Origin of the sequence: Pseudomonas sp. CROZ-RG-20F-R04-15, assembly GCF_022662375.1 — a bacterium.
Lineage (GTDB): Bacteria > Pseudomonadota > Gammaproteobacteria > Pseudomonadales > Pseudomonadaceae > Aquipseudomonas.
The window spans coordinates 14,343-35,403 of the sequence record NZ_JAKNQL010000007.1; the positions used below are offsets into that span (position 1 = coordinate 14,343).

Annotated in this window: 19 protein-coding genes; 10 read left to right on the top strand and 9 right to left on the bottom strand. The window is 60.3% G+C overall.

Annotation, left to right across the window (positions count from 1 at the left end; translation table 11 throughout):
* Position 1: 1 nt before the first annotated feature.
* From L8H52_RS12500 to gloB, 6 genes are all read right to left on the bottom strand, one after another.
* Positions 2 to 1,021 (bottom strand): ABC transporter permease, encoded by a 1,020-nt coding sequence (locus tag L8H52_RS12500; RefSeq protein WP_242207295.1) that lies wholly within the window; start codon positions 1,019 to 1,021, stop codon positions 2 to 4.
* 1 nt (position 1,022) lies between these two features.
* Positions 1,023 to 2,096, bottom strand: coding sequence for a microcin C ABC transporter permease YejB (locus tag L8H52_RS12505; protein ID WP_242207296.1), 1,074 nt, complete (start codon positions 2,094 to 2,096; stop codon positions 1,023 to 1,025).
* Between the two features lie 4 nt (positions 2,097 to 2,100).
* Positions 2,101 to 3,942, bottom strand: a complete 1,842-nt coding sequence (locus tag L8H52_RS12510) for an extracellular solute-binding protein (RefSeq protein WP_242207297.1) — start codon at positions 3,940 to 3,942, stop codon at positions 2,101 to 2,103.
* Positions 3,939 to 5,771 (bottom strand): extracellular solute-binding protein, encoded by a 1,833-nt coding sequence (locus L8H52_RS12515; RefSeq protein WP_242207298.1) that lies wholly within the window; start codon positions 5,769 to 5,771, stop codon positions 3,939 to 3,941. Before L8H52_RS12515 ends, L8H52_RS12510 begins: the two co-directional genes overlap by 4 nt.
* A gap of 334 nt (positions 5,772 to 6,105) precedes the next feature.
* On the bottom strand, positions 6,106 to 7,572 hold the full coding sequence (locus L8H52_RS12520; protein WP_242207299.1) for a transglycosylase SLT domain-containing protein: 1,467 nt from the start codon (positions 7,570 to 7,572) through the stop codon (positions 6,106 to 6,108).
* A 99-nt stretch (positions 7,573 to 7,671) separates the two neighbouring features.
* A complete protein-coding gene (gene gloB, locus L8H52_RS12525; RefSeq protein WP_242207300.1) occupies positions 7,672 to 8,439 on the bottom strand; it encodes a hydroxyacylglutathione hydrolase in 768 nt (255 codons plus the stop codon).
* Positions 8,440 to 8,505: 66 nt separating this feature from the next.
* On the opposite strand from gloB, the gene L8H52_RS12530 reads away from it, so the two are divergent.
* From L8H52_RS12530 to L8H52_RS12550, 5 genes are all read left to right on the top strand, one after another.
* Positions 8,506 to 9,264, top strand: coding sequence for a methyltransferase domain-containing protein (locus tag L8H52_RS12530; RefSeq protein WP_016987126.1), 759 nt, complete (start codon positions 8,506 to 8,508; stop codon positions 9,262 to 9,264).
* Positions 9,265 to 9,355: 91 nt separating this feature from the next.
* Complete coding sequence (gene rnhA, locus L8H52_RS12535) at positions 9,356 to 9,826, top strand: ribonuclease HI (RefSeq protein WP_064390484.1); 471 nt, start codon at positions 9,356 to 9,358, stop codon at positions 9,824 to 9,826.
* Positions 9,827 to 10,005: 179 nt separating this feature from the next.
* Positions 10,006 to 10,764 (top strand): DNA polymerase III subunit epsilon, encoded by a 759-nt coding sequence (gene dnaQ / locus L8H52_RS12540; protein WP_242207301.1) that lies wholly within the window; start codon positions 10,006 to 10,008, stop codon positions 10,762 to 10,764.
* Between the two features lie 118 nt (positions 10,765 to 10,882).
* Positions 10,883 to 13,138: an Orn/Lys/Arg decarboxylase N-terminal domain-containing protein gene (locus L8H52_RS12545; protein ID WP_242207302.1), complete on the top strand. Its 2,256-nt coding sequence runs from the start codon at positions 10,883 to 10,885 to the stop codon at positions 13,136 to 13,138.
* 14 nt (positions 13,139 to 13,152) lie between these two features.
* The gene (locus L8H52_RS12550; RefSeq protein ID WP_242207303.1) at positions 13,153 to 13,767 is read left to right on the top strand and encodes a GNAT family N-acetyltransferase; all 615 of its coding nucleotides are present in this window, start codon (positions 13,153 to 13,155) and stop codon (positions 13,765 to 13,767) included.
* Here the strand turns inward: L8H52_RS12550 and L8H52_RS12555 are convergent.
* Positions 13,733 to 14,626: a LysR substrate-binding domain-containing protein gene (locus L8H52_RS12555; protein ID WP_242207304.1), complete on the bottom strand. Its 894-nt coding sequence runs from the start codon at positions 14,624 to 14,626 to the stop codon at positions 13,733 to 13,735. The two genes, L8H52_RS12550 and L8H52_RS12555, sit on opposite strands and share 35 nt — an antisense overlap.
* 85 nt (positions 14,627 to 14,711) lie before the next feature.
* Positions 14,712 to 14,942, bottom strand: coding sequence for a hypothetical protein (locus L8H52_RS12560; RefSeq protein ID WP_242207305.1), 231 nt, complete (start codon positions 14,940 to 14,942; stop codon positions 14,712 to 14,714).
* Between the two features lie 184 nt (positions 14,943 to 15,126).
* Here L8H52_RS12560 and L8H52_RS12565 point away from each other — a divergent pair, with 184 nt between their 5' ends.
* Positions 15,127 to 15,684, top strand: a complete 558-nt coding sequence (locus tag L8H52_RS12565) for an NAD(P)H-dependent oxidoreductase (RefSeq protein WP_242207306.1) — start codon at positions 15,127 to 15,129, stop codon at positions 15,682 to 15,684.
* Between the two features lie 170 nt (positions 15,685 to 15,854).
* Positions 15,855 to 17,138 (top strand): arsenic transporter, encoded by a 1,284-nt coding sequence (locus L8H52_RS12570; RefSeq protein ID WP_016987132.1) that lies wholly within the window; start codon positions 15,855 to 15,857, stop codon positions 17,136 to 17,138.
* Between the two features lie 104 nt (positions 17,139 to 17,242).
* Here L8H52_RS12570 and L8H52_RS12575 read toward each other — a convergent pair whose 3' ends face one another.
* Positions 17,243 to 18,193, bottom strand: coding sequence for a DUF1853 family protein (locus tag L8H52_RS12575; RefSeq protein WP_242207307.1), 951 nt, complete (start codon positions 18,191 to 18,193; stop codon positions 17,243 to 17,245).
* Between the two features lie 115 nt (positions 18,194 to 18,308).
* Here L8H52_RS12575 and L8H52_RS12580 point away from each other — a divergent pair, with 115 nt between their 5' ends.
* From L8H52_RS12580 to L8H52_RS12590, 3 genes are read left to right on the top strand one after another with little or no spacing between them, the layout of a single operon-like run.
* Positions 18,309 to 19,199, top strand: coding sequence for an NAD(+) kinase (locus L8H52_RS12580; protein WP_003224174.1), 891 nt, complete (start codon positions 18,309 to 18,311; stop codon positions 19,197 to 19,199).
* Positions 19,199 to 20,170, top strand: coding sequence for a metallophosphoesterase (locus L8H52_RS12585; RefSeq protein WP_242207308.1), 972 nt, complete (start codon positions 19,199 to 19,201; stop codon positions 20,168 to 20,170). The genes L8H52_RS12580 and L8H52_RS12585 overlap by 1 nt, the downstream gene beginning before the upstream one ends.
* Positions 20,167 to 21,036, top strand: coding sequence for a rhomboid family intramembrane serine protease (locus L8H52_RS12590; protein ID WP_242207309.1), 870 nt, complete (start codon positions 20,167 to 20,169; stop codon positions 21,034 to 21,036). The genes L8H52_RS12585 and L8H52_RS12590 overlap by 4 nt, the downstream gene beginning before the upstream one ends.
* The last annotated feature ends 25 nt before the right edge of the window (positions 21,037 to 21,061 follow it).

Sequence of the window (21,061 nt, forward strand, 5' to 3'; positions counted from 1 at the left end):
TTCACTTCCTCGGGTCGAAGGCATCGCGAGCGGACTCGCCGATAAACACCAGCAAACTCAACATCAACGCCAGCACGGCGAAGGCACTCATGCCCAGCCACGGCGCTTGCAGGTTGGATTTGCCCTGGGCGACCAGTTCGCCCAGCGACGGACTGCCGGCCGGCAAACCGAAACCAAGGAAGTCCAAAGCGGTGAGGGTGCCGATGGCGCCGGTGAGGATGAACGGCATAAAGGTCATGGTCGAAACCATCGCGTTGGGCAGGATGTGGCGGAACATGATCGCACCGTTCTGCATGCCCAGCGCCCGGGCGGCGCGCACGTATTCAAGGTTGCGCCCCCGGAGGAACTCGGCGCGCACCACGTCGACCAGGCTCATCCACGAGAACAGCAGCATGATCCCCAGCAGCCACCAGAAATTCGGCTGGACGAAACTGGCGAGAATGATCAGCAGATACAGCACCGGCAAGCCCGACCAAATCTCCAGAAAACGCTGCCCGGCCAGATCGACCCAGCCGCCATAGAAGCCCTGCAACGCGCCGGCAATCACGCCGATGATCGAACTCAACACGGTTAAGGTCAGCGCGAACAGCACGGAAATGCGGAAACCGTAAATCACCCGCGCCAGCACATCGCGGCCCTGATCGTCAGTGCCGAGCAGGTTGTCCGCCGACGGTGGCGCCGGGGCCGGGACTTTCAGGTCGTAGTTGATGCTCTGATAGCTGTAGGGAATCGGCGCCCAAAGCACCCACGCATCCTTGGCCTTGAGCAGTTCGCGGATGTACGGGCTCTTGTAGTTGGCCTCCAGCGGGAATTCACCGCCGAAGGCGGTTTCCGGGTAGCGCTTGATCGCCGGGAAGTACCAGTTGTTGTCGTAATGCACCACCAACGGCTTGTCGTTGGCGATCAGCTCGGCGCCCAGGCTCAGGCCGAACAGCAGCAAAAACAGCCACAGCGACCACCAGCCACGCTTGTTGGCCTTGAACAGTTCGAAGCGGCGGCGGTTGAGAGGGGACAGGTTCATCTCAATGCTCCCGGCTTTCGAAGTCGATGCGCGGATCGACCAGGGTGTAGGTGAGATCGCCGATCAGTTTCACCACCAGCCCCAGCAGGGTGAAGATGAACAGGGTGCCGAACACCACCGGGTAATCGCGGTTGATCGCCGCTTCGAAACTCATCAGGCCGAGGCCATCGAGGGAGAAGATCACTTCCACCAGCAGGGAGCCGGTGAAGAAGATGCCGATGAACGCCGAGGGGAAACCGGCAATCACCAGCAGCATGGCGTTGCGGAACACATGGCCGTAGAGCACACGATGGCGCGTCAGGCCTTTGGCCTTGGCGGTGACCACATACTGTTTGTTGATTTCGTCGAGGAAGCTGTTTTTGGTCAGCAGGGTCATGGTCGCGAAGTTGCCGATCACCAGCGCGGTCACCGGCAGCGCCAGGTGCCAGAAGTAATCGAGGATCTTGCCGCCGAAACTCAGCTCATCGAAGTTGTTCGAGGTCAGGCCCCTGAGCGGGAACCAGTCGAGATAACTGCCGCCGGCAAACACCACGATCAGCAGGATCGCGAAGAGGAACGCCGGGATCGCATAACCGACGATGATCGCCGAACTGGTCCAGACGTCGAAGTGGCTGCCGTGCCGCGTGGCCTTGGCGATCCCCAGCGGGATCGACACCAGGTACATGATCAGCGTGCTCCACAGCCCCAGCGAGATCGACACCGGCATTTTTTCCTTGATCAGGTCGATGACCTTGGCGTCGCGGAAAAAGCTGTCGCCGAAATCCAGGGTCGCGTAGTTCTTGATCATGATCCACAGGCGTTCCGGGGCCGATTTGTCGAACCCGTACATGTGCTCGATTTCCTTGATCAGCGCCGGATCCAGACCCTGCGCGCCGCGATAGGAGGAGCCGGCCACCGACACTTCGGCACCGCCGCCGGCAATGCGGCTGGTGGCGCCTTCGAAGCCTTCGAGCTTGGCGATCATTTGTTCCACCGGCCCGCCGGGCGCGGCCTGAATGATCACGAAGTTGATCAGCAAGATGCCGAACAGGGTCGGGATGATCAGCAGCAGTCGCCGAAAAATATACGCCAGCATCTGATTACTCCGTGCCCACAGGGTCGGTTTGCAGTTTGGTTTCGACTTCTATCGCCGGTTTCGCGTCCGGCTTGATCCACCAGGTATTGATGCCGATGTCATATTTTGGTGAGACCTTCGGGTGACCGATGTGATTCCAGTACGCCACGCGCCAGGTCTTGATGTGCCAGTTGGGCACCACGTAATAACCCCATTGCAGCACACGATCGAGTGCACGGGCGTGGGCCACCAGGCTTTTGCGCGAGTCGGCGTTGATCAGGTTCTCGACCAGTTGATCGACGATCGGGTCCTTCAACCCCATGGTGTTGCGGCTGCTGGCCTTGTCGGCAGCGGCGCTCATCCAGTATTCGCGCTGTTCGTTGCCCGGCGAGTTGGACTGCGGGAAGCTGCCGACCATCATGTCGAAGTCCCGCGAGCGGACGCGGTTGATGTACTGCGAAACGTCGACGCGGCGGATCACCAGATCTATGCCGAGATCGCTGAGGTTGCGTTTGAATGGCAGCAATACGCGTTCGAATTCGGTCTGCGCCAAGAGAAACTCGATGACCACCGGTTTGCCGGTGGCGTCGACCATTTTATCGTCGACGATCTTCCAGCCAGCCTCTTGCAGCAGTTGGTAGGCCTCGCGCTGCTGGGTGCGGATCATGCCGCTGGCGTCGGTCTTGGGGTTTTCGAACGCTTCGCTGAACACCTGCGCCGGCAGTTTGCTGCGAAACGGTTCGAGAATCGCCCGTTGATCGGCATCGGGCAGGCCGGTGGCGGCCATTTCCGAGTTCTCGAAATAGCTGCGGGTGCGGAAGTAGGCGCCGTTGAACAGTTGTTTGTTGGTCCATTCGAAATCGAACAGCAGGCCCAGTGCCTGACGCACGCGCACATCCTGAAACACCGGGCGGCGCAGGTTGAAGACGAACCCCTGCATGCCGGTCGGGTTGCTGTTGGCGATCTGCTCCTTGATCAAGCGGCCTTCAGTGACGGCCGGAATGTTGTAGGCGTTGGCCCAGTTTTTTGCGGCCATCTCCAGCCAGTAATCGAACTGGCCGGCTTTCAGGGCTTCAAGGGCGACGGTGTTGTCGCGGTAGTAATCGGTGGTCATCGTGTCGAAATTGTAGAAACCGCGATTGACCGGCAGATCCTTGCCCCAGTAATCCTTGACCCGCTCGTAACGCACCGAGCGGCCGGCCTTCACTTCGGCGACCTTGTATGGGCCGCTGCCCAGGGGGATTTCCAGGTTGCCCTTGTTGAAATCGCGATCGGCCCACCAGTGTTTCGGCAGCACCGGCAACTGGCCGAGGATCAGCGGCAACTCGCGGTTGTTGGTGTGCTTGAACTTGAACAGCACCTTGAGCGGGTCTTCGGCGATGACTTCGGCGACATCGTTGTAGTAGCCGCGAAACAGTGGCGAGCCTTCCTTGGTCAGGGTGTTGAAGCTGAACACCACGTCGTCGGCGCGCACCGGGTGGCCGTCATGAAAACGAGCTTCGGGACGCAGGTAGAAACGCACCCAGCTGTTGTCCGGGGCTTTTTCGATTTTGCCGGCGATCAGACCGTATTCGGTGAACGGCTCGTCGAGGCTGTGCTTGGTCAGAGTGTCGTAGATCTGTCCGACGTCATCGGCCGGCACGCCTTTGCTGATAAACGGGTTGAGGCTGTCGAAGCCGCCGAATCCGGCCTGACGAAACACGCCGCCCTTGGGTGCGTCGGGATTCACGTAATCGAACTGCTTGAAATCGGCCGGGTATTTCGGCGGCTCGTTGTACAGGGTCACGGCGTGTTGCGGGGCGGCACAGGCCAGCCCGGCGAACAGCAAGCCGCTGGCCTGGACGAGCAGGGCGCGGATCGGTTTCATTGATCTTTCTCCGAAGACTTCAGCCACCACGCGCTCAGGCCCAGGGTGTAGGGCGGCGTGGTGACGAAGGCCAACCGGTTGCGGTAGGCCAGACGGTGATAATTGAGGTACCAGTTGGGAATGCTGTAGTGCTGCCAGAGCAGCACGCGGTCGAGCGCCTTGCCGGCGGCGACCTGTTCGTCGCGGGTGCGCGCGGCGAGCAATTGTTCGAGCAGGTGATCGACCACCGGATTGGCGATGCCCGCGTAATTCTTGCTGCCCTTGACCCCGGCCTGGCTGGAGTGGAAGTACTGCCACTGCTCAAGGCCCGGGCTTAAGGTCTGGTTGAGCGTCATCGAGATCATGTCGAAATCGAACTGATCGAGGCGCTGTTTGTACTGCGCCCGATCCACGGTACGCAGGCGCGCGTCGATGCCGATGCTGTTGAGGTTCTCGATGTAGGGCTGGTAGAGGCGCTCAAGGTTCGGATTGACCAGCAGCAGCTCAAACCGCAGCGGTTGGCCGTCAGCGTTTTGCAGGCGCTGGCCGTTGAGCTTCCAGCCGGCCTCAGCGAGCAGCGCCAGTGCCTTGCGCATGGTTTTCCGGGGGATGCCGCGACCGTCGGTTTGCGGCAACGTGAACGGCTCGGTAAACAGCCTGGCCGGCAGTTGTTCCTTGTACGGCTTGAGCATCAGCCATTCATGTCCGACCGGCAGCCCAGAGGTCGTGAATTCACTGTTGGGGTAGTAACTGGTGGTGCGTTTGTAGGCGTCGCTGAACAGCGCGCGGTTGGTCCACTCGAAGTCGAACATCAGGCCCAGCGCTTCGCGGGTCTTGACGTCCGAGAACGTAGCGCGGCGGGTGTTCATGAACAGGCCCTGAGTCTGGGTCGGGATCTGATGCGGGATCTGCGCCTTGATCACATCGCCCCGGCGCACGGCAGGGAAGTTGTAGCCGTTGGCCCAGTTCTTCGCCTGATGCTCGATGTAGATGTCGAACTCGCCAGCCTTGAACGCTTCGAAGGCGACATCGCTGTCACGGTAGAACTCGACTTCCATGCGATCGAAGTTGTACTTACCGCGATTGACCGCCAGATCCTTGCCCCAGTAATCCTTGACCCGTTCGAAGATCAACTGCCGACCCGGCGTCACCGAGGTGATGCGATACGGGCCGCTACCCAGTGGCGGTTCGAAGGTGGTGGCCTTGAAGTCGCGGTCTTTCCAATAGTGCTGCGGCAGCACCGGCAATTCACCGAGGCGCAGGATCAACAGCGGATTGCCCGAGCGCTTGAGCACAAAGCGAATGCGCTGTTTATTGAGAATGTCGACGCGCAGCACTTCCTGCAGAGCGGTGCGGTACAGCGGATGACCGTCCTTGAGCAGCGTTCGATAGGAGAACGCCACGTCGTAGGCGGTGATCGGCGTGCCATCGTGAAAACGCGCTTCCGGGCGCAGATTGAACACCACCCAGCTGCGATCTTCGCTGTACTCCACCGATTGCGCGATCAAGCCGTAACTCGACGCCGGTTCGTCGCCGGACGGCGAATACTGGCCGGTGCCGACCATCAACGGCTCGTTCAGCTCGTTGATGCCGTACTGGAGGAAATTCGCTGTGGTCACCGGGCTGGTGCCCTTGAACGTGTACGGGTTGACCGTATCGAAGGTGCCGAACGCCATCACCCGCAACGTACCGCCCTTGGGCGCTTGCGGGTTGACCCAGTCGAAGTGGGTAAATCTGGCCGGGTACTTGAGCGTGCCGAACTGCGCATAACCGTGACTTTCGGTAATCGTCGCGCTTGCGGTTGAGCTCAAGGCCAGGCTGATCAGGAGCAGGAGGAGGGGACGCTTCAAGTCAGATCCGATCCAGGCGGCTTGGGCTTAGTGGGCCGTACAGTAACAGCTTGTCTGGGCAGGAAAAAGATGCGGGTTAATGCGGGGTTAATCGTTTGCGCGAAGAGCCCCTCACCCTAACCCTCTCCCGGGGGGAGAGGGGACTGACTGTGGTGTTTGGGATAGTTGCGCCGACGTGCGACACCGAGTCGAACTCGGATTTTGAAAAGCCCCCCGATCGGCTCCCTTTCCCCCTCGCCCCTTGGGGGAGAGGGCTGGGGTGAGGGGGATCGATCTAAAGCACGCCACAAAGTCCGGACCAAAAAAAGCCCCTGAAATCTCAGGGGCTCTTCTGTCAGTGCGGCTGATAAACCGTGAGCATCTGCCCAGGCTTCAACGCCTTGCCCGCACCCGGATTCCAGCGCTTGAGATGCTGCATCTCAACGTTGAAACGCTTGGCCACCACGTACAGCGTGTCGCCGCGTTTGACCTTGTACTGAGTCTGCTGCGCGCTGTCGTCCTTGCCTTTGCTCTTGCTGTTGGACGCAACCACCGTGTTGACCCGGCCGGACTTGCGAGCAGCCGGCGCGCGTTTGCTGGTGTCCTGCATGACCAAAGTCTGGCCAACCTTGAGGTTCTTGCCGGTCAGCTTGTTCCAGCGTTGCAGATCCTTGACTTCAACCTTGTTGGCCTTGGCAATGGAACCGAGGTTATCGCCACGCTTCACGCGATAAGCACGCTTGAGTTTTGCCACTTCGGAAGGATCGGCGCCTTCGAACACTGGTTTCAGCGAACGCGGGCTGATCAGCTCGTCAGGCCGCATGGTCTGCAAACTGGCGGTCAGCAACTGCGCCTTCGACGTCGGCACCAGCAAATGCTGAGGGCCGTCGATGGTGGTGCGCTGCTTGAACGCCGGGTTGAGCTGGAACAGTTCGTCTTCGTCGATGTTGGCCACCGCCGCAACCTTGGACAGGTCCATGCGCTGGTTGATTTCGACGACCTGGAAGTACGGTTCGTTGGCGATCGGGTTGAGGTTGACCCCGTAGGCTTCCGGCGCCAGGACCACTTGCGACAGTGCCAGCAGTTTCGGCACGTAGGCCTGGGTTTCCGCCGGCAGCGGCAGGTTCCAGTAGTCGGTGGGCAGGCCGAGCTTTTCGTTACGCTCGATGGCGCGGCTGACCGTGCCTTCACCGGCATTGTACGCCGCCAGCGCCAGCAGCCAGTCACCGTTGAACATGTCGTGCAGACGGGTCAGGTAGTCCATCGCTGCCGTGGTCGAAGCAGTGATATCGCGACGGCCATCATAGAAGCGGGTCTGACGCAGGTTGAAGTAACGCCCGGTGGAGGGAATGAACTGCCACAGCCCGACAGCATCGGCCCGGGAATAGGCCATCGGGTTGTAGGCGCTCTCAATCACTGGCAGCAGGGCCAGTTCCAGCGGCATGTTGCGTTCTTCGAGGCGTTCGACGATGTAGTGAATATAGAGACTGCCGCGTTCGCCGGCGTTCTCGAGGAAAGAGGGATTGCTGGCGAACCACAGGCGCTGTTGCTCGATGCGCGGGTTGACGCCGAGGCCTTCCTGCAACTGAAAGCCCTGGCGCATGCGTTCCCAGATGTCCTGAGGAACCTGTGGGCTGGGCTTTTCGGTCAGCCAGATCGGCTTCTGCTTGGCTCGCGCAGCAATGTTCGGCGTATGGGTCGCTTCAGTCTGCGGAGCATGGCTGGAACAGCCCGCCAGCGTGGCGGACACAGCCACCGCGATGGCTTGCGCCAGGCGGGTCAATGCGTCTGAATTGACGGACTTACGTATGGATGACGACATTGGCTGGAAGTAAGTTCCGGGCAAAAATGTCGGGCGATTCTAGAAAGCGCACCCCTCGCGGTCAACCATTCAGAATTTTTGTACCAGGCGGTGGGGTGCTTAGAACTTATCTTTCCATGCCCGCAGAGCCGCAAAAACCTCACTCGGCGCCCGGTTTTGAGCGCCTGCCCGTTCGTCCACTTTTTGTTTAACTAATGTTTCAGTGGTACGTAAAAACGGATTGGTGAGCTTTTCCAGGGCCAGGGTCGAGGGCAGGGTCATGACGCCGTTTTGCCGCTGCTGGCTGACTTTTTCCAGACGGGCGGCAATGTCCGGGTTGCCAGGTTCGACAGCAGCGGCAAACTTCAGATTGCTCAAGGTGTATTCATGGGTGCAGTAGACCAGCGTATCTTCCGGTAAAGCGGCGAGGCGACCGAGCGAATGGTGCATTTGCTCCGGCGTGCCTTCGAACAAGCGGCCGCAACCGGCAGCGAAAAGGGTGTCGCCACAGAACAGCAGGCCGTGGTGGTAATAGGCAATGTGTCCCAAGGTGTGACCGGGCACCGCATAGACATCGAAGTCCCAGCCGAGCACGCTGACTGTGTCGTTGTCCTTGAGCGCCACATCGCGCGCCGGGATGCTTTCGCTGGCCGGGCCGTAAACGGTCGCGCCGCTCGCGGCTTTCAGGCGTTCGACGCCGCCGACGTGATCATGATGGTGGTGGGTGATCAGGATATCGCTCAACACCCAGCCCGGATGCGCTTCGAGCCATGCCTGCACTGGCGCGGCGTCGCCCGGATCGACCACCGCGCAGCGCTGGGTGCGGTGATCCTGTAACAACCAGATGTAGTTGTCGGTGAACGCGGGCAGGGCACTGATCTGTATCATCGTCGGAATTCGCCAAGCGGAAAACATTGGCGCATCTTAGTAGTTCCTGGCGCTTTGGAGAATGCGATGAGTGATAAAGCGTTCGCACAGGCTGATCCTGACTGGCTGGCCCTGATCGGTGCAGCCCGTGAATGGCTGTCCGGCCCGCTCGGGCAATTTCTGCTCGATGAAGAGCGGCGCATGCTCGAAGACGAGTTGGGCCGCTTCTTTGGCGGCTATCTGGTGCATTACGGGCCATCGGCCGAGACCCCGCCGGCAGCGCCGCAAGTGCAGCGCAATGTGCGTCTTGGCGCGCCGTTGCCCGGCGTCGAGATTGTCTGCGAAGAGCAGGCCTGGCCGCTGAGCGAGCACGCCGCCGACGTGGTGGTGATGCAGCACGGTCTGGATTTCTGCCTGTCACCCCATGGTTTGCTGCGTGAAGCGGCAAGCAGCGTGCGCCCCGGCGGGCATTTGCTGATCATCGGCATCAACCCGTGGAGCACTTGGGGCTTGCGCCATGTTTTTGCTCACGACGCCTTGCGTCAGGCGCGCTGCATCTCACCGTCACGGGTCGCCGACTGGCTCAATCTGCTGGGCTTCGCGCTGGAGAAACGCCGCTTCGGGTGCTATCGTCCGCCGCTCGCGTCAGCCAAGTGGCAGGCCCGACTGGCCGGCTGGGAACGCAAGGCTGGTGACTGGCAACTGTCCGGCGGCGGCTTCTATTTATTGGTCGCGCGCAAGATTGTGGTCGGGCTGCGGCCGTTACGTCAGGAACGTCGCGAGCCGATGGGCAAGCTGATTCCGCTGCCGATGGCCAAGGTCAATCGCCGGCGCATCGAACCGTAAACCTTCTTTTATTTGTGGCCGGGTATTTCCCGGCCCGGGCCATCGTCGATCCGTGATCGGCGAGGCAGGCATTTATTCTGGATAGAGTGGCATGAGCGAAAGCGTTGAAAGCGTCGACACCGTAGAACTGTTCACTGACGGTGCCTGCAAGGGCAACCCCGGCCCGGGCGGCTGGGGCGCCTTGCTGGTGTGCAAAGGCGTCGAGAAGGAACTGTGGGGCGGCGAAGCCAACACCACCAATAACCGCATGGAACTGCTCGGCGCGATTCGTGGCCTCGAAGCTTTGAAGCGTCCGTGTGAAGTGCTGTTGGTGACCGACTCGCAATACGTGATGAAGGGCATCAACGAGTGGATGGCCAACTGGAAGAAACGCGGCTGGAAAACCGCGGCGAAAGAGCCGGTGAAGAACGCTGATCTGTGGAAAGAGCTGGATGAGCAGGTCAATCGTCACAAGGTCACCTGGAAATGGGTGCGTGGGCATATTGGTCATCACGGTAACGAGCGGGCGGACCAGTTGGCTAACCGTGGGGTGGATGAGGTTCGCGGTTACAAACAGACCTGATTTTGTCGTTACACCGTGTCGCGGCCTTCGCGAGCAGGCTCGCTCCCACATTGGAATGCGGTTCCCTGTGGGAGCGAGCCTGCTCGCGAAGGCCGCGACACGGTCTGACTGAAACACCCCGCCGAGCGTGTTAACATCCGCGTTTTTTGCAAGATCGACCCGTTGAGAGCTGAACACTGATGGCCACCAGATCCGTTGTACTCGATACCGAAACCACCGGCATGCCGGTGACCGATGGTCACCGGATCATTGAAATCGGCTGTGTCGAACTGATCGGTCGGCGCCTGACGGGCCGGCATTTTCACGTTTACCTGCAACCCGATCGCGAAAGTGATGAAGGCGCCATCGGCGTTCACGGCATCACCAACGAATTCCTCGTCGGCAAGCCGCGTTTCAACGAAGTGGCCGATGAGTTCTTCGAGTTCATCAAAGGCGCGCAGCTGATCATCCACAACGCGGCGTTCGACGTTGGCTTCATCAACAACGAATTCGCCTTGATGGGCCAACAGGATCGCGCTGACATCACGCAACACTGCTCGATCCTCGACACCCTGATGATGGCCCGGGAGCGTCACCCGGGCCAGCGCAACAGCCTCGATGCGTTGTGCAAACGTTATGGCGTCGACAACTCCGGCCGTGAACTGCACGGCGCCTTGCTCGACTCGGAGATTCTTGCCGACGTCTACCTGACCATGACCGGTGGCCAGACCAGTCTGTCGCTGGCGGGTAATGCATCGGACGGTAATGGCACCGGCGATGGCGCCGACAACTCGGCCACGGAAATCCGTCGCCTGCCGGCGGATCGCCAGCCAGCGCGGATCATTCGCGCGACTGAGGATGAATTGGCGGCGCATCTGGTGCGGCTGGAAATTATTGCCAAGTCTGCCGGTGGGCCGGCGTTGTGGACGCAGATCGCCGAAGCTGACGCGCAGGTTTAAAAGATCTTTTGCTTTTGCAGACATGAAGCCAAGTGGCCACCCTCGCCACATTCGCTGCAACCCTCTACCCTGAGTGCATTGGCAGATTCAAACCTGCCGCCTCAGGACACTGAGCCTCATGTACAAAGATTTGAAGTTCCCGGTGTTGATCGTCCATCGCGACATCAAGGCCGACACGGTCGCCGGTGACCGTATCCGTGGCATCGCCCGGGAGTTGGAGCAGGAAGGTTTCAATATCGTTTCGGCCATCGACTACACCGAAGGGCGGTTGGTCGCGTCGACGCATCACGGCCTCGCGTGCATGCTGATTGCCGCCGAGGACGCCAGCACCAACTCGCATCTGTTGCAGAACATGGCCGAACTGATCGGTCTGGCGCGGGTGCGCGCACCGGATCTGCCGATCTTTGCCTTGGGTGAGCAAGTCACTCTGGAAAATGCCCCGGCCGATGCGATGGCCGAGCTTAATCAGCTGCGCGGCATTCTCTATCTGTTCGAGGACACTGTGCCGTTCCTCGCCCGGCAAGTCGCGCGGGCGGCGCGCAAGTATCTGGATGGTTTGCTGCCGCCGTTTTTCAAGGCGCTGGTGCAACACACGGCGGACTCCAATTATTCCTGGCACACCCCCGGCCATGGCGGTGGCGTGGCCTATCACAAAAGCCCGGTGGGGCAGGCGTTTCACCAGTTCTTTGGCGAAAATACCTTGCGTTCGGACTTGTCGGTGTCGGTGCCGGAACTCGGTTCGCTGCTCGATCACACCGGGCCGCTGGCTGAAGCCGAAGAGCGCGCGGCGCGCAATTTCGGCGCCGATCACACCTTTTTCGTGATCAATGGCACCTCGACCGCCAACAAGATTGTCTGGCACTCGATGGTCGGACGCGATGATCTGGTGCTGGTCGATCGTAACTGCCACAAATCGGTGTTGCACGCGATCATCATGACCGGCGCGATCCCGCTGTATCTGTGCCCGGAGCGCAATGAGCTGGGGATTATCGGGCCAATCCCACTGAGTGAGTTCAGCCGCGAATCGATTCAGGCCAAGATCGATGCCAGCCCGTTGACCAAGGGCCGCGCACCGAAAGTCAAACTCGCCGTGGTCACCAACTCGACCTACGACGGCCTGTGCTACAACGCCGAGCTGATCAAGCAAAGCCTCGGCAACAGCGTCGAAGTGCTTCATTTCGATGAGGCCTGGTACGCCTACGCGGCGTTTCACGAATTCTTTGCCGGGCGTTACGGCATGGCCACCTCGCGCAGTGACGACAGTCCGCTGGTGTTCACCACCCATTCCACGCACAAACTGCTCGCCGCGTTCAGTCAGGCCTCGATGATTCATGTGCAGGACGGCGGCGCACGACAACTGGACCGCGATCGTTTCAACGAAGCATTCATGATGCACATCTCGACCTCGCCGCAGTACAGCATCATCGCCTCGCTGGACGTCGCGTCGGCGATGATGGAAGGCCCGGCCGGTCGTTCGCTGTTGCAGGAAACCTTTGATGAAGCCCTGAGCTTTCGCCGCGCGCTGGCCAATCTGCGCCAGCACATTGCCGCTGATGACTGGTGGTTCTCGATCTGGCAGCCGCCGGGTGTCGAGGGTATCGACCGCGTGCGGACCGAAGACTGGTTGTTGCAACCGGATGCCGAATGGCACGGCTTTGGTGAGGTCAGCGACGATTATGTGTTGCTCGATCCGATCAAGGTCACGCTGGTGATGCCGGGACTCAATGCCGGTGGCGCGCTGAGCGAGAAGGGCATTCCGGCGGCGGTGGTCAGCAAGTTCCTCTGGGAGCGTGGGCTGGTGGTGGAAAAGACCGGGCTGTATTCGTTCCTGGTGCTGTTCTCGATGGGCATCACCAAGGGCAAATGGAGCACGCTGCTCACCGAGTTGCTCGAATTCAAACGCAGTTACGATGCCAATGTGCGCCTCGACAGTTGCCTGCCGTGCGTCGCCCAGCAAGATACCGCGCGTTATCGCGGCATGGGCCTGCGCGATTTATGCGATCAGTTGCACGCCTGCTATCGCAGCAATGCCACCGCCAAACACCTTAAACGCATGTACACCGTGCTCCCGGAAATCGCCATGAAACCAGCGCACGCCTACGATCATCTGGTCCGTGGCGAAGTCGAAGCAGTGCCCATCGATGAGCTCGAAGGACGCATTGCCGCAGTGATGCTGGTGCCGTATCCGCCGGGGATTCCGTTGATCATGCCCGGTGAGCGCTTCACCGAATCGACGCGCTCGATCATTGATTACCTGAAATTTGCCCGCACGTTCGATAGCAGCTTCCCCGGTTTTGTCGCTGATGTGCATGGACTGCAACATGAAGACGAAGGCAATGGGCGGCAGTACACCGTCGATTGCGTCAAGGAATGAGGACTTTCCCGAGTATGCAACCGGTCATGAATCCGAAATACCCAGGGTTGTCGGTGCGGGTCGCCGATGAAGGCTTTGCGCCGTATATCTGGGGTAGCGACTTCAGCTTCGAAGTCGCGGCTTATGGGGCCGCCGTGATTGGCCAGCCTGTCGAACAGTGGCGGGTCACGCCGATCGTGCCTTATCGCAAGTGCTACGGCATCGATCCCGAGGAGTTCAGCGCTTTCCACAATGCGCCGGACAGCGCGATTTTCATGGCGTATCTCGACGATGAGCCGGTCGGTCATCTGGTGATCAGCACCAACTGGAATGGCTTTGCGCATATCGATGAACTGGCGGTGCACGCGCCGGCTCGCCGGCATGGTGTGGCCAAGGCATTGCTCGATGTTGCGCAGTTCTGGAGTCGCAAGAAAAAGCTGCCGGGGATCATGCTCGAAACCCAGAACAACAACCTTGGCGCCTGTCGGCTGTATGAGCGCTGCGGTTATGTGATTGGCGGCGTTGACGAGTTGCGCTATCGCGGCATTGATCCGAACACCGCCGAAGTGGCGCTGTTCTGGTACCGATTGTTCGATAACCCGCTGGAAAACCCGCTCAGCTCGAAAGCATCGCCTCGGCTTGTTCCGTGACGATGGTGAGCAGCGTCTGAATCGCCGCTGACGGCGCGGCGTGCTTGAAGGTCAGGGCGAACAGGCTGATCGGCACCGCTGGCGACAGCGGGCAGACATCCAGCCCGGCAGAGCGTGCGCCCAGTGCGGTGAACGGGTCGACGATGGCCAGGCCTTCGCCGGCCTCGACCATGCTGCGCATCATCTGATGGGTTTGGACGCGGGTCTGGATGCTCGGTGCCGGGCGCAGTGCCTGCAGCTTGTTTTCCAGCGCCGGGCTCAGCGGGTCCTGGCCTTCGAGGCCGACCATGGTCTGACCCGCCAGGTCCTGCACGGAAATGTATTTCTGCTTCGGTTGCAACCAACCGTGGGGTGCGAGCAGTTGCAGCTTGCCTTGTGCCAATGGCCGGCAATCGATGTCAGGGTGTTCGGGGTCGTGCAGGCTCAAGCCCAGATCGCTTTCACGCAACAACAGGCTGCGGACAATGTCGCGGGTCGGTGCGCTGAGCAGGCTGCACGGTGCATCGGGCAGACGTCGGCGCAGGGCGGCGAGACTTTGCGGGAGTAATTGTTGCGCCAGCGGCGGGGTGCCGATGATACGCAGGGGCGGGGCGAGGTATTGCTTGAGGCTGCTGGCCAGACGTTGCACCGGCTCCAGCGCTTCATAGACATGGGCAATTTCGATCTGCAATGCCCGCGCTTCGGGCGTCGATTGCAGGCGTCCGCGCACGCTGGCGAACAGCATGAACCCCAACTGACTCTCGGCTTCGCGCAAACGCTCCTCAACCTCGGCCACCGGCAACTGCAGCCATTCGGCGGCAGTGCCCAGGTGACCGGTCTGCAAGAGCGCCTGAATCACTTCGATATGACGTAAACGCATGCGTGAAGTCCATGTTCAGCAGGTGGGGTCAGTGGCTGAATCCTACCCCAAGTCTGCGCATATGACTTCTGCTCATAACGGTCGGTTATGAAGCGACGGTTGGCTCAGGCTCGCGAATCAGGGTGATGCCGGACTGAACCAGTTCGAACGTCTGGTCATCGATCTTTTTGATGCGATCACCAATGGCCAGTCTGTAAATCGGCTCCGAGCCAGTAGAACCGTCGACCGACGGGTTGGATTCCTGGAACTCATGCACGGAATAAACGCGGCCTTCCGCATCTCTTGCATGGAACTGACCGACGAGTACTGCTGCCATCTGCTTAGAACCTCTGGAGATAAAACGCTTGATTTGCGGCTTGGTAGACCGCCATCAAGGCCTGTAAGTTTTCCTACAGGAAAAAAATAATCAGCGCGCGGGAATTTCCCATTGTGTGCTGGTGGAATCGTCACCGGATCATCTATAACTACTGGCTCCTCCCACGGACCATCGAGAGTCTTCCATGAGCAATGTCTACAACGTCGCTGTAGTGGTCGGTAGCCTGCGTAAAGCATCGATCAATCGCAAAGTCGCTCTGGCGCTGGCGGAACTGGCGCCGGCGAACCTCAAACTTGAGATTGTCGAAATTGGCGATCTGCCACTTTATAACGAAGATATCGACGGTGATTCACCGCCGGCAGCCTACAGCACTTTCCGGGAAAAAGTGGGTTCTTCCGACGCGGTGCTGTTTGTCACGCCTGAGTACAACCGTTCGGTGCCGGCGCCACTGAAGAATGCCATTGACGTCGGCTCGCGGCCTTATGGCAAAAGCGTCTGGAGTCGCAAGCCGGGAGCGGTGATCAGCGTGTCGCCGGGGGCGATCGGTGGTTTCGGGGCGAATCAGCATCTGCGCCAGTCGTTCGTGTTTCTCGATGTGCCGTGCATGCAGCAGCCGGAAGCGTATCTGGGCGGCGCGGGTTCAGCGTTTGATGAGGCGGGCAAGTTGAGTGAGTCGGTGAAACCTTTTCTGCAGAGTTTCATCAATGCTTACGGACAATTCGTAGAGCAACACAAAAAATAACCTCACCGAAATCCCCTGTGGGAGCGAGCCTGCTCGCGAAGGCGTCGTCAGTCGTTGCATTTTTGGCGACTGACACTGCGCCTTCGCGAGCAGGCTCGCTCCCACAGGTTTATCTGTTCGGCTCGGCATTAGTCGTGTTCTTTTTACCCAATTATTGAAGGCTGTTGCGGATGCTCGCTGCGTCACTGATTTTCCTGCTGACCATCACCCTTGTCATCTGGCAACCCAAAGGCCTCGGCGTCGGCTGGAGTGCGACGCTTGGCGCCGTATTGGCGCTGATTTTCGGCGTCGTCCATCTCAGCGATATCCCGCTGGTGTGGCAAATCATCTGGAACGCCACCGGCACCTTTGTCGCGCTGATCATCATCAGCCTGCTGCTCGACGAAGCCGGTTTTTTCAACTGGGCCGCGCTGCATGTGGCGCGCTGGGGACGCGGCAGCGGGCGCAAGCTGTTTGCTTTTATGGTGCTGCTCGGCGCGCTGGTTTCGGCGCTGTTTGCCAACGACGGGGCGGCACTGATTCTCACGCCGATCGTGATTTCGATGTTGCTGGCGTTACGCTTTTCCCCGGCGGCGACATTGGCCTTCGTCATGGGCGCAGGCTTCATCGCCGATACCGCGAGCCTGCCGCTGGTGGTGTCGAACCTGGTCAACATCGTTTCGGCGGACTTCTTTCACATCGGTTTCAACCGCTACGCAGCGGTGATGGTGCCGGTCAACTTCGTCAGTGTGGCGGCGACGCTGGGCATGCTGCTGTGGTTTTTCCGCCGTGACATTCCGGCGGCTTACGACCCCGAACAACTCGAACATCCAGAGACCGCGATCCACGACAAAGCGACGTTTTATGCCGGTTGGGCGGTGTTGGTGATCCTGCTGATCGGTTGCTTTGCGCTGGAACCATTGGGCATTCCGATCAGTGCGATTTCCGCCGTGTGCGCCGCGCTGTTGCTGGGCATCGCCGCCCGTGGTCACAAGATTTCCACGCGCAAGGTGATGAAAGAAGCTCCGTGGCAGATCGTGATCTTCTCGCTGGGCATGTACCTGGTGGTCTATGGCCTGCGCAATGCCGGGCTGACCGGTTATCTGGCCGGCTGGCTGGACGTTTTCGCCGGTCACGGTGTGTGGGGCGCGGCAATGGGCACCGGTGTGCTGACGGCGTTGCTGTCGTCGATCATGAACAACTTGCCGACGGTGCTGATTGGTTTGTTGTCGATCGATGCGAGCCAAGCGAGTGGGGTGGTCAAGGAGGCGATGATCTATGCCAACGTGATTGGCAGTGATCTGGGGCCGAAGATCACGCCGATTGGCAGTCTGGCCACTTTGCTGTGGCTGCATGTGCTGGAGCGCAAGGGGATTCATATTGGCTGGGGGTATTACTTCAGGGTGGGGATTGTGCTGACGGTGCCGGTGTTGTTGGTGACGTTGGCGGCTTTGGCTTTGCGGCTTTCGTTGTAGACCGAGGTGGCCCATTCGCGAGCAAGCTCGCTCCCACATTTGGAATGCATTCTAATGTGGGAGCGAGCTTGCTCGCGAAGGGGTCATATCAAACGCCAAAAAACTCAGGGCTGGCCGGGAACATTCGGCCAAAGATCGGACACCAGAAACAACCGCTCCGCCTCTTCCCATTCCCCCTGCGCATTCTCGATCAGGCGCACCATCAACTGCGCCGGGGCCAACGGTTCGAGGTCTTCCAGCCACATCCGTAAATGCTCCAACGTCCATGTCTGATCCGCCGGGTAGTGTGCCGGCGCCAGCCAGGCGTGGCGGGGCAGGGGTTGCCAGCGTCCGGCCGGACGTTGCGCGACGAACGCCGGCCAATCCTTTTGATGCAACCAGCTGCCGCGTAAATGCTGCGGATGCGCACCGCTCGGCGATTCAGCCTGCCCCGGCCATGGGTACAACAGATATCCGCCGAGCCACAGTTGCGCGCTGAACGATTCGATATCCAGCGCCGCGAGCACTTCGCGACTTTCCGCGCGCGCCGAGATTGGTAACTGATGTTCGGCCAGATGCGCCAGTTTGCGGTCGAGCCGATCATGACAACCCGGCCCCAGCCACTGCGCCGGATCACGGCCATCGCCATTCTGCGGGCCGAGGTAAAGCTTGATCGCCAGCTCGAGGTGATGCACGCCATCGCGATCACGCAGCAACATGTCCAGTTCACCGAGGGTGTGGCCCTCGCGGCGGATCGGCAGATTGGCCGCGATCAGTTCAATCCCCGGCGCATGCTCCACGGCAAACTGCCACAGCCGCTCGTAATACAGGCCCAGACGCCGCGTGCGTGCCTGCGATAACCAATGCAGCAGGCCATAACTGTCGCGGTCGAGCTGGCGCAACCAGTGTTCCAGGCGTTCGGGATCGTGCACCCAATCGCTGCCGGCCAGCGGATGGCGCTGCGGCCACGGCGTGCTGGCGAGCATCGGCGGGGCGAGGATCACCCACGCCAGATCGCGCACTTCCGGATGGCGTAATTGGTGAGGCAACTGGAGCAAGTCGGGAAATAGGATCATCTTGCGAGCATAGCCGTAAACACGAGCGCACCCTTGAGGCTGAAAGGATTTTGTCTAACCGGCGCTTTCGCCCATAATCGGGTTTTTCGCGTTTTCGATTGTCCGCAGAGGTCTCATGGAGCAATTTCGTAATATCGGCATCATCGGTCGCCTGGGCAGTTCCCAGGTGCTGGATACCGTCCGCCGACTGAAACGGTTTCTGCTCGATCGTCACCTGCATGTGATCCTCGAAGACACCATCGCCGAAGTCCTGCCGGGCCACGGCCTGCAAACTTCGTCGCGCAAGATGCTCGGTGAAGTCTGCGACATGGTCATCGTCGTCGGCGGTGACGGCAGCCTGCTCGGCGCCGCGCGGGCGCTGGCCAAACACAATATTCCGGTGCTGGGGATCAACCGTGGCAGCCTCGGCTTCCTCACCGATATTCGCCCGGACGAGCTGGAAGTCGAAGTCGCCAAAGTGCTCGACGGCCACTATCTGGTGGAAAACCGCTTCCTGCTGCAAGCCGAAGTGCGCCGCCATGCCGAGGCCATTGGCCAGGGCGACGCGCTCAACGACGTGGTGCTGCACCCCGGCAAATCGACGCGGATGATCGAGTTCGAGCTGTACATCGACGGCCAGTTCGTTTGCAGCCAGAAGGCCGACGGCCTGATCGTCGCCACGCCGACCGGTTCCACCGCGTATGCGCTGTCTGCCGGCGGTCCGATCATGCATCCCAAGCTCGATGCCATTGTGATCGTGCCGATGTACCCCCATATGTTGTCGAGCCGGCCAATTGTGGTCGATGGCAACAGTGAGCTGAAAATCGTCGTGTCGAAAAACATGCAGATTTACCCGCAAGTCTCCTGCGACGGGCAGAACCACTTCACCTGCGCGCCGGGCGACACCATCACCGTCAGCAAGAAAGCGCAGAAACTGCGACTGATTCATCCGCTCGACCATAACTACTACGAAGTCTGCCGCACCAAGCTCGGCTGGGGCAGCAAGCTGGGCGGTGGAGGCGACTGATGCTCGATCCCGCGCGCAGTTATGACCTGATTGGTGACGTGCACGGATGCGCCCTGACCCTCGAACACTTGCTTGACCGCCTCGGTTATCACAAGCAGGGCGGGGTCTGGCGGCATCCATCGCGCATGGCCGTGTTTGTCGGCGACATCATCGACCGAGGCCCGCGCATTCGCGAGGCGCTGCACATCGTCCACGACATGGTCGAGGCGGGGCAGGCGCTGTGCATCATGGGCAACCACGAATTCAACGCACTGGGCTGGAGCACCCCGGCGCCACCGGGCAGCGGCAAGCAGTTCGTCCGCGAACACACGCCGCGCCATGCGCGCCTGCTGCACGAGACCCTGACGCAATTTGAAGACCATCCCGGCGACTGGCACGATTTCCAGCGCTGGTTTTATGAGTTGCCGCTGTTTGTCGACGCCGGACGCTTCCGCGTCGTCCACGCTTGCTGGGATGCCGGCTTGATCGAACCGTTGCGCGCGCTGTTCCCCAATGGCTGCATCGACGAACACTTCCTGCAAGCCTCGGCGGTGCCGGACAGTTTCGCTTGCACCGTGTTCGACCGCCTGCTGCGCGGCACCGACATGCGCTTGCCACACGGTTTGACCATGACCAGCGGCGACGGCCTGGTGCGCTCGTTCTTCCGCACCAAGTTCTGGGAAGATGACCCGAAAACCTACGGCGATATCGTCTTCCAGCCCGATGCACTGCCGGAACCGGTCGCACAGACTCCGCTGACCTCCAGCGAAAAAAACAACCTGCTGCGCTACGGCGTCGACGAGCCGTTGCTGTTCGTCGGCCACTACTGGCGCAGCGGCAAACCGGCGCCGATCCGCCCGAACCTCGCGTGCCTGGATTACAGCGCGGTGCTCTACGGCAAACTGGTCGCCTATCGTCTGGATCAGGAAACTCGTCTGGATCCGCATAAATTTGTCTGGGTCGATGTCGAGCGGCCGGAGGTGCTGCAATGAGTGCGGTAGAGGTATTGCGTCTGCCGTTGGCGGTGGACTTGAGTGGCTTCGTCAAATTGCTGCAACGCATGCAAGTGCCACATCGCGTCAGTGAAGAGGCCGGCGAACAAGTGTTGTGGGCACCGGCGGAAATCAGCGAAGACGTGCGCTCGTTGTACGAACGCTTCCCGGCGGGTGATCCCGATCAGCAAATGGACATTCCCGTCGCGCCGACCTTCAAGCGGCCGAGCTTCGCCGAGCAACTGAAATACGCCAAGGCCACCGGGTTCATCCTGTTGTTGTGCCTGATCGTTGGCGGGCTGACCTACCTCGGTGAAAACCTGCAGACCTTGCGCTGGCTGACCTTCCTCGATTTTCAGGTGGTCGGCGAGTACATCCATTTCACACCGTTAGCCGACAGTCTGGCGGCGGGGCAGTGGTGGCGTCTGGTCACACCGATGCTGATCCACTTCGGCATCCTCCACCTGGCCATGAACGGCATGTGGTACTGGGAGCTGGGACGGCGCATCGAGTCGCGCCAGGGCAGTATTAACCTGATCGGCCTGACGCTGTTGTTCAGCCTGGTGTCCAACTACGCGCAGTTTGCCTGGAGCGGTCCGACCTTGTTCGGCGGTCTGTCCGGCGTACTTTACGGTTTGCTCGGGCATTGCTGGATCTTCCAGCTGCTGGCACCGAACCCGGCCTATCGCCTGCCGCGCGGCGTGCTGGTGATGATGCTGGTGTGGTTGCTGGTGTGCATGTCCGGGCTGATCTCGATGATCGGTTTCGGCGAAATCGCCAACGCCGCCCACGTCGGCGGGTTACTCATCGGATGCTTCACCGGTTTGTTGGGTGGTTTGTATAACCGCCGTAAACTGGCCGCCTGAAATTTTCAGTAGATAAAGAGCACGG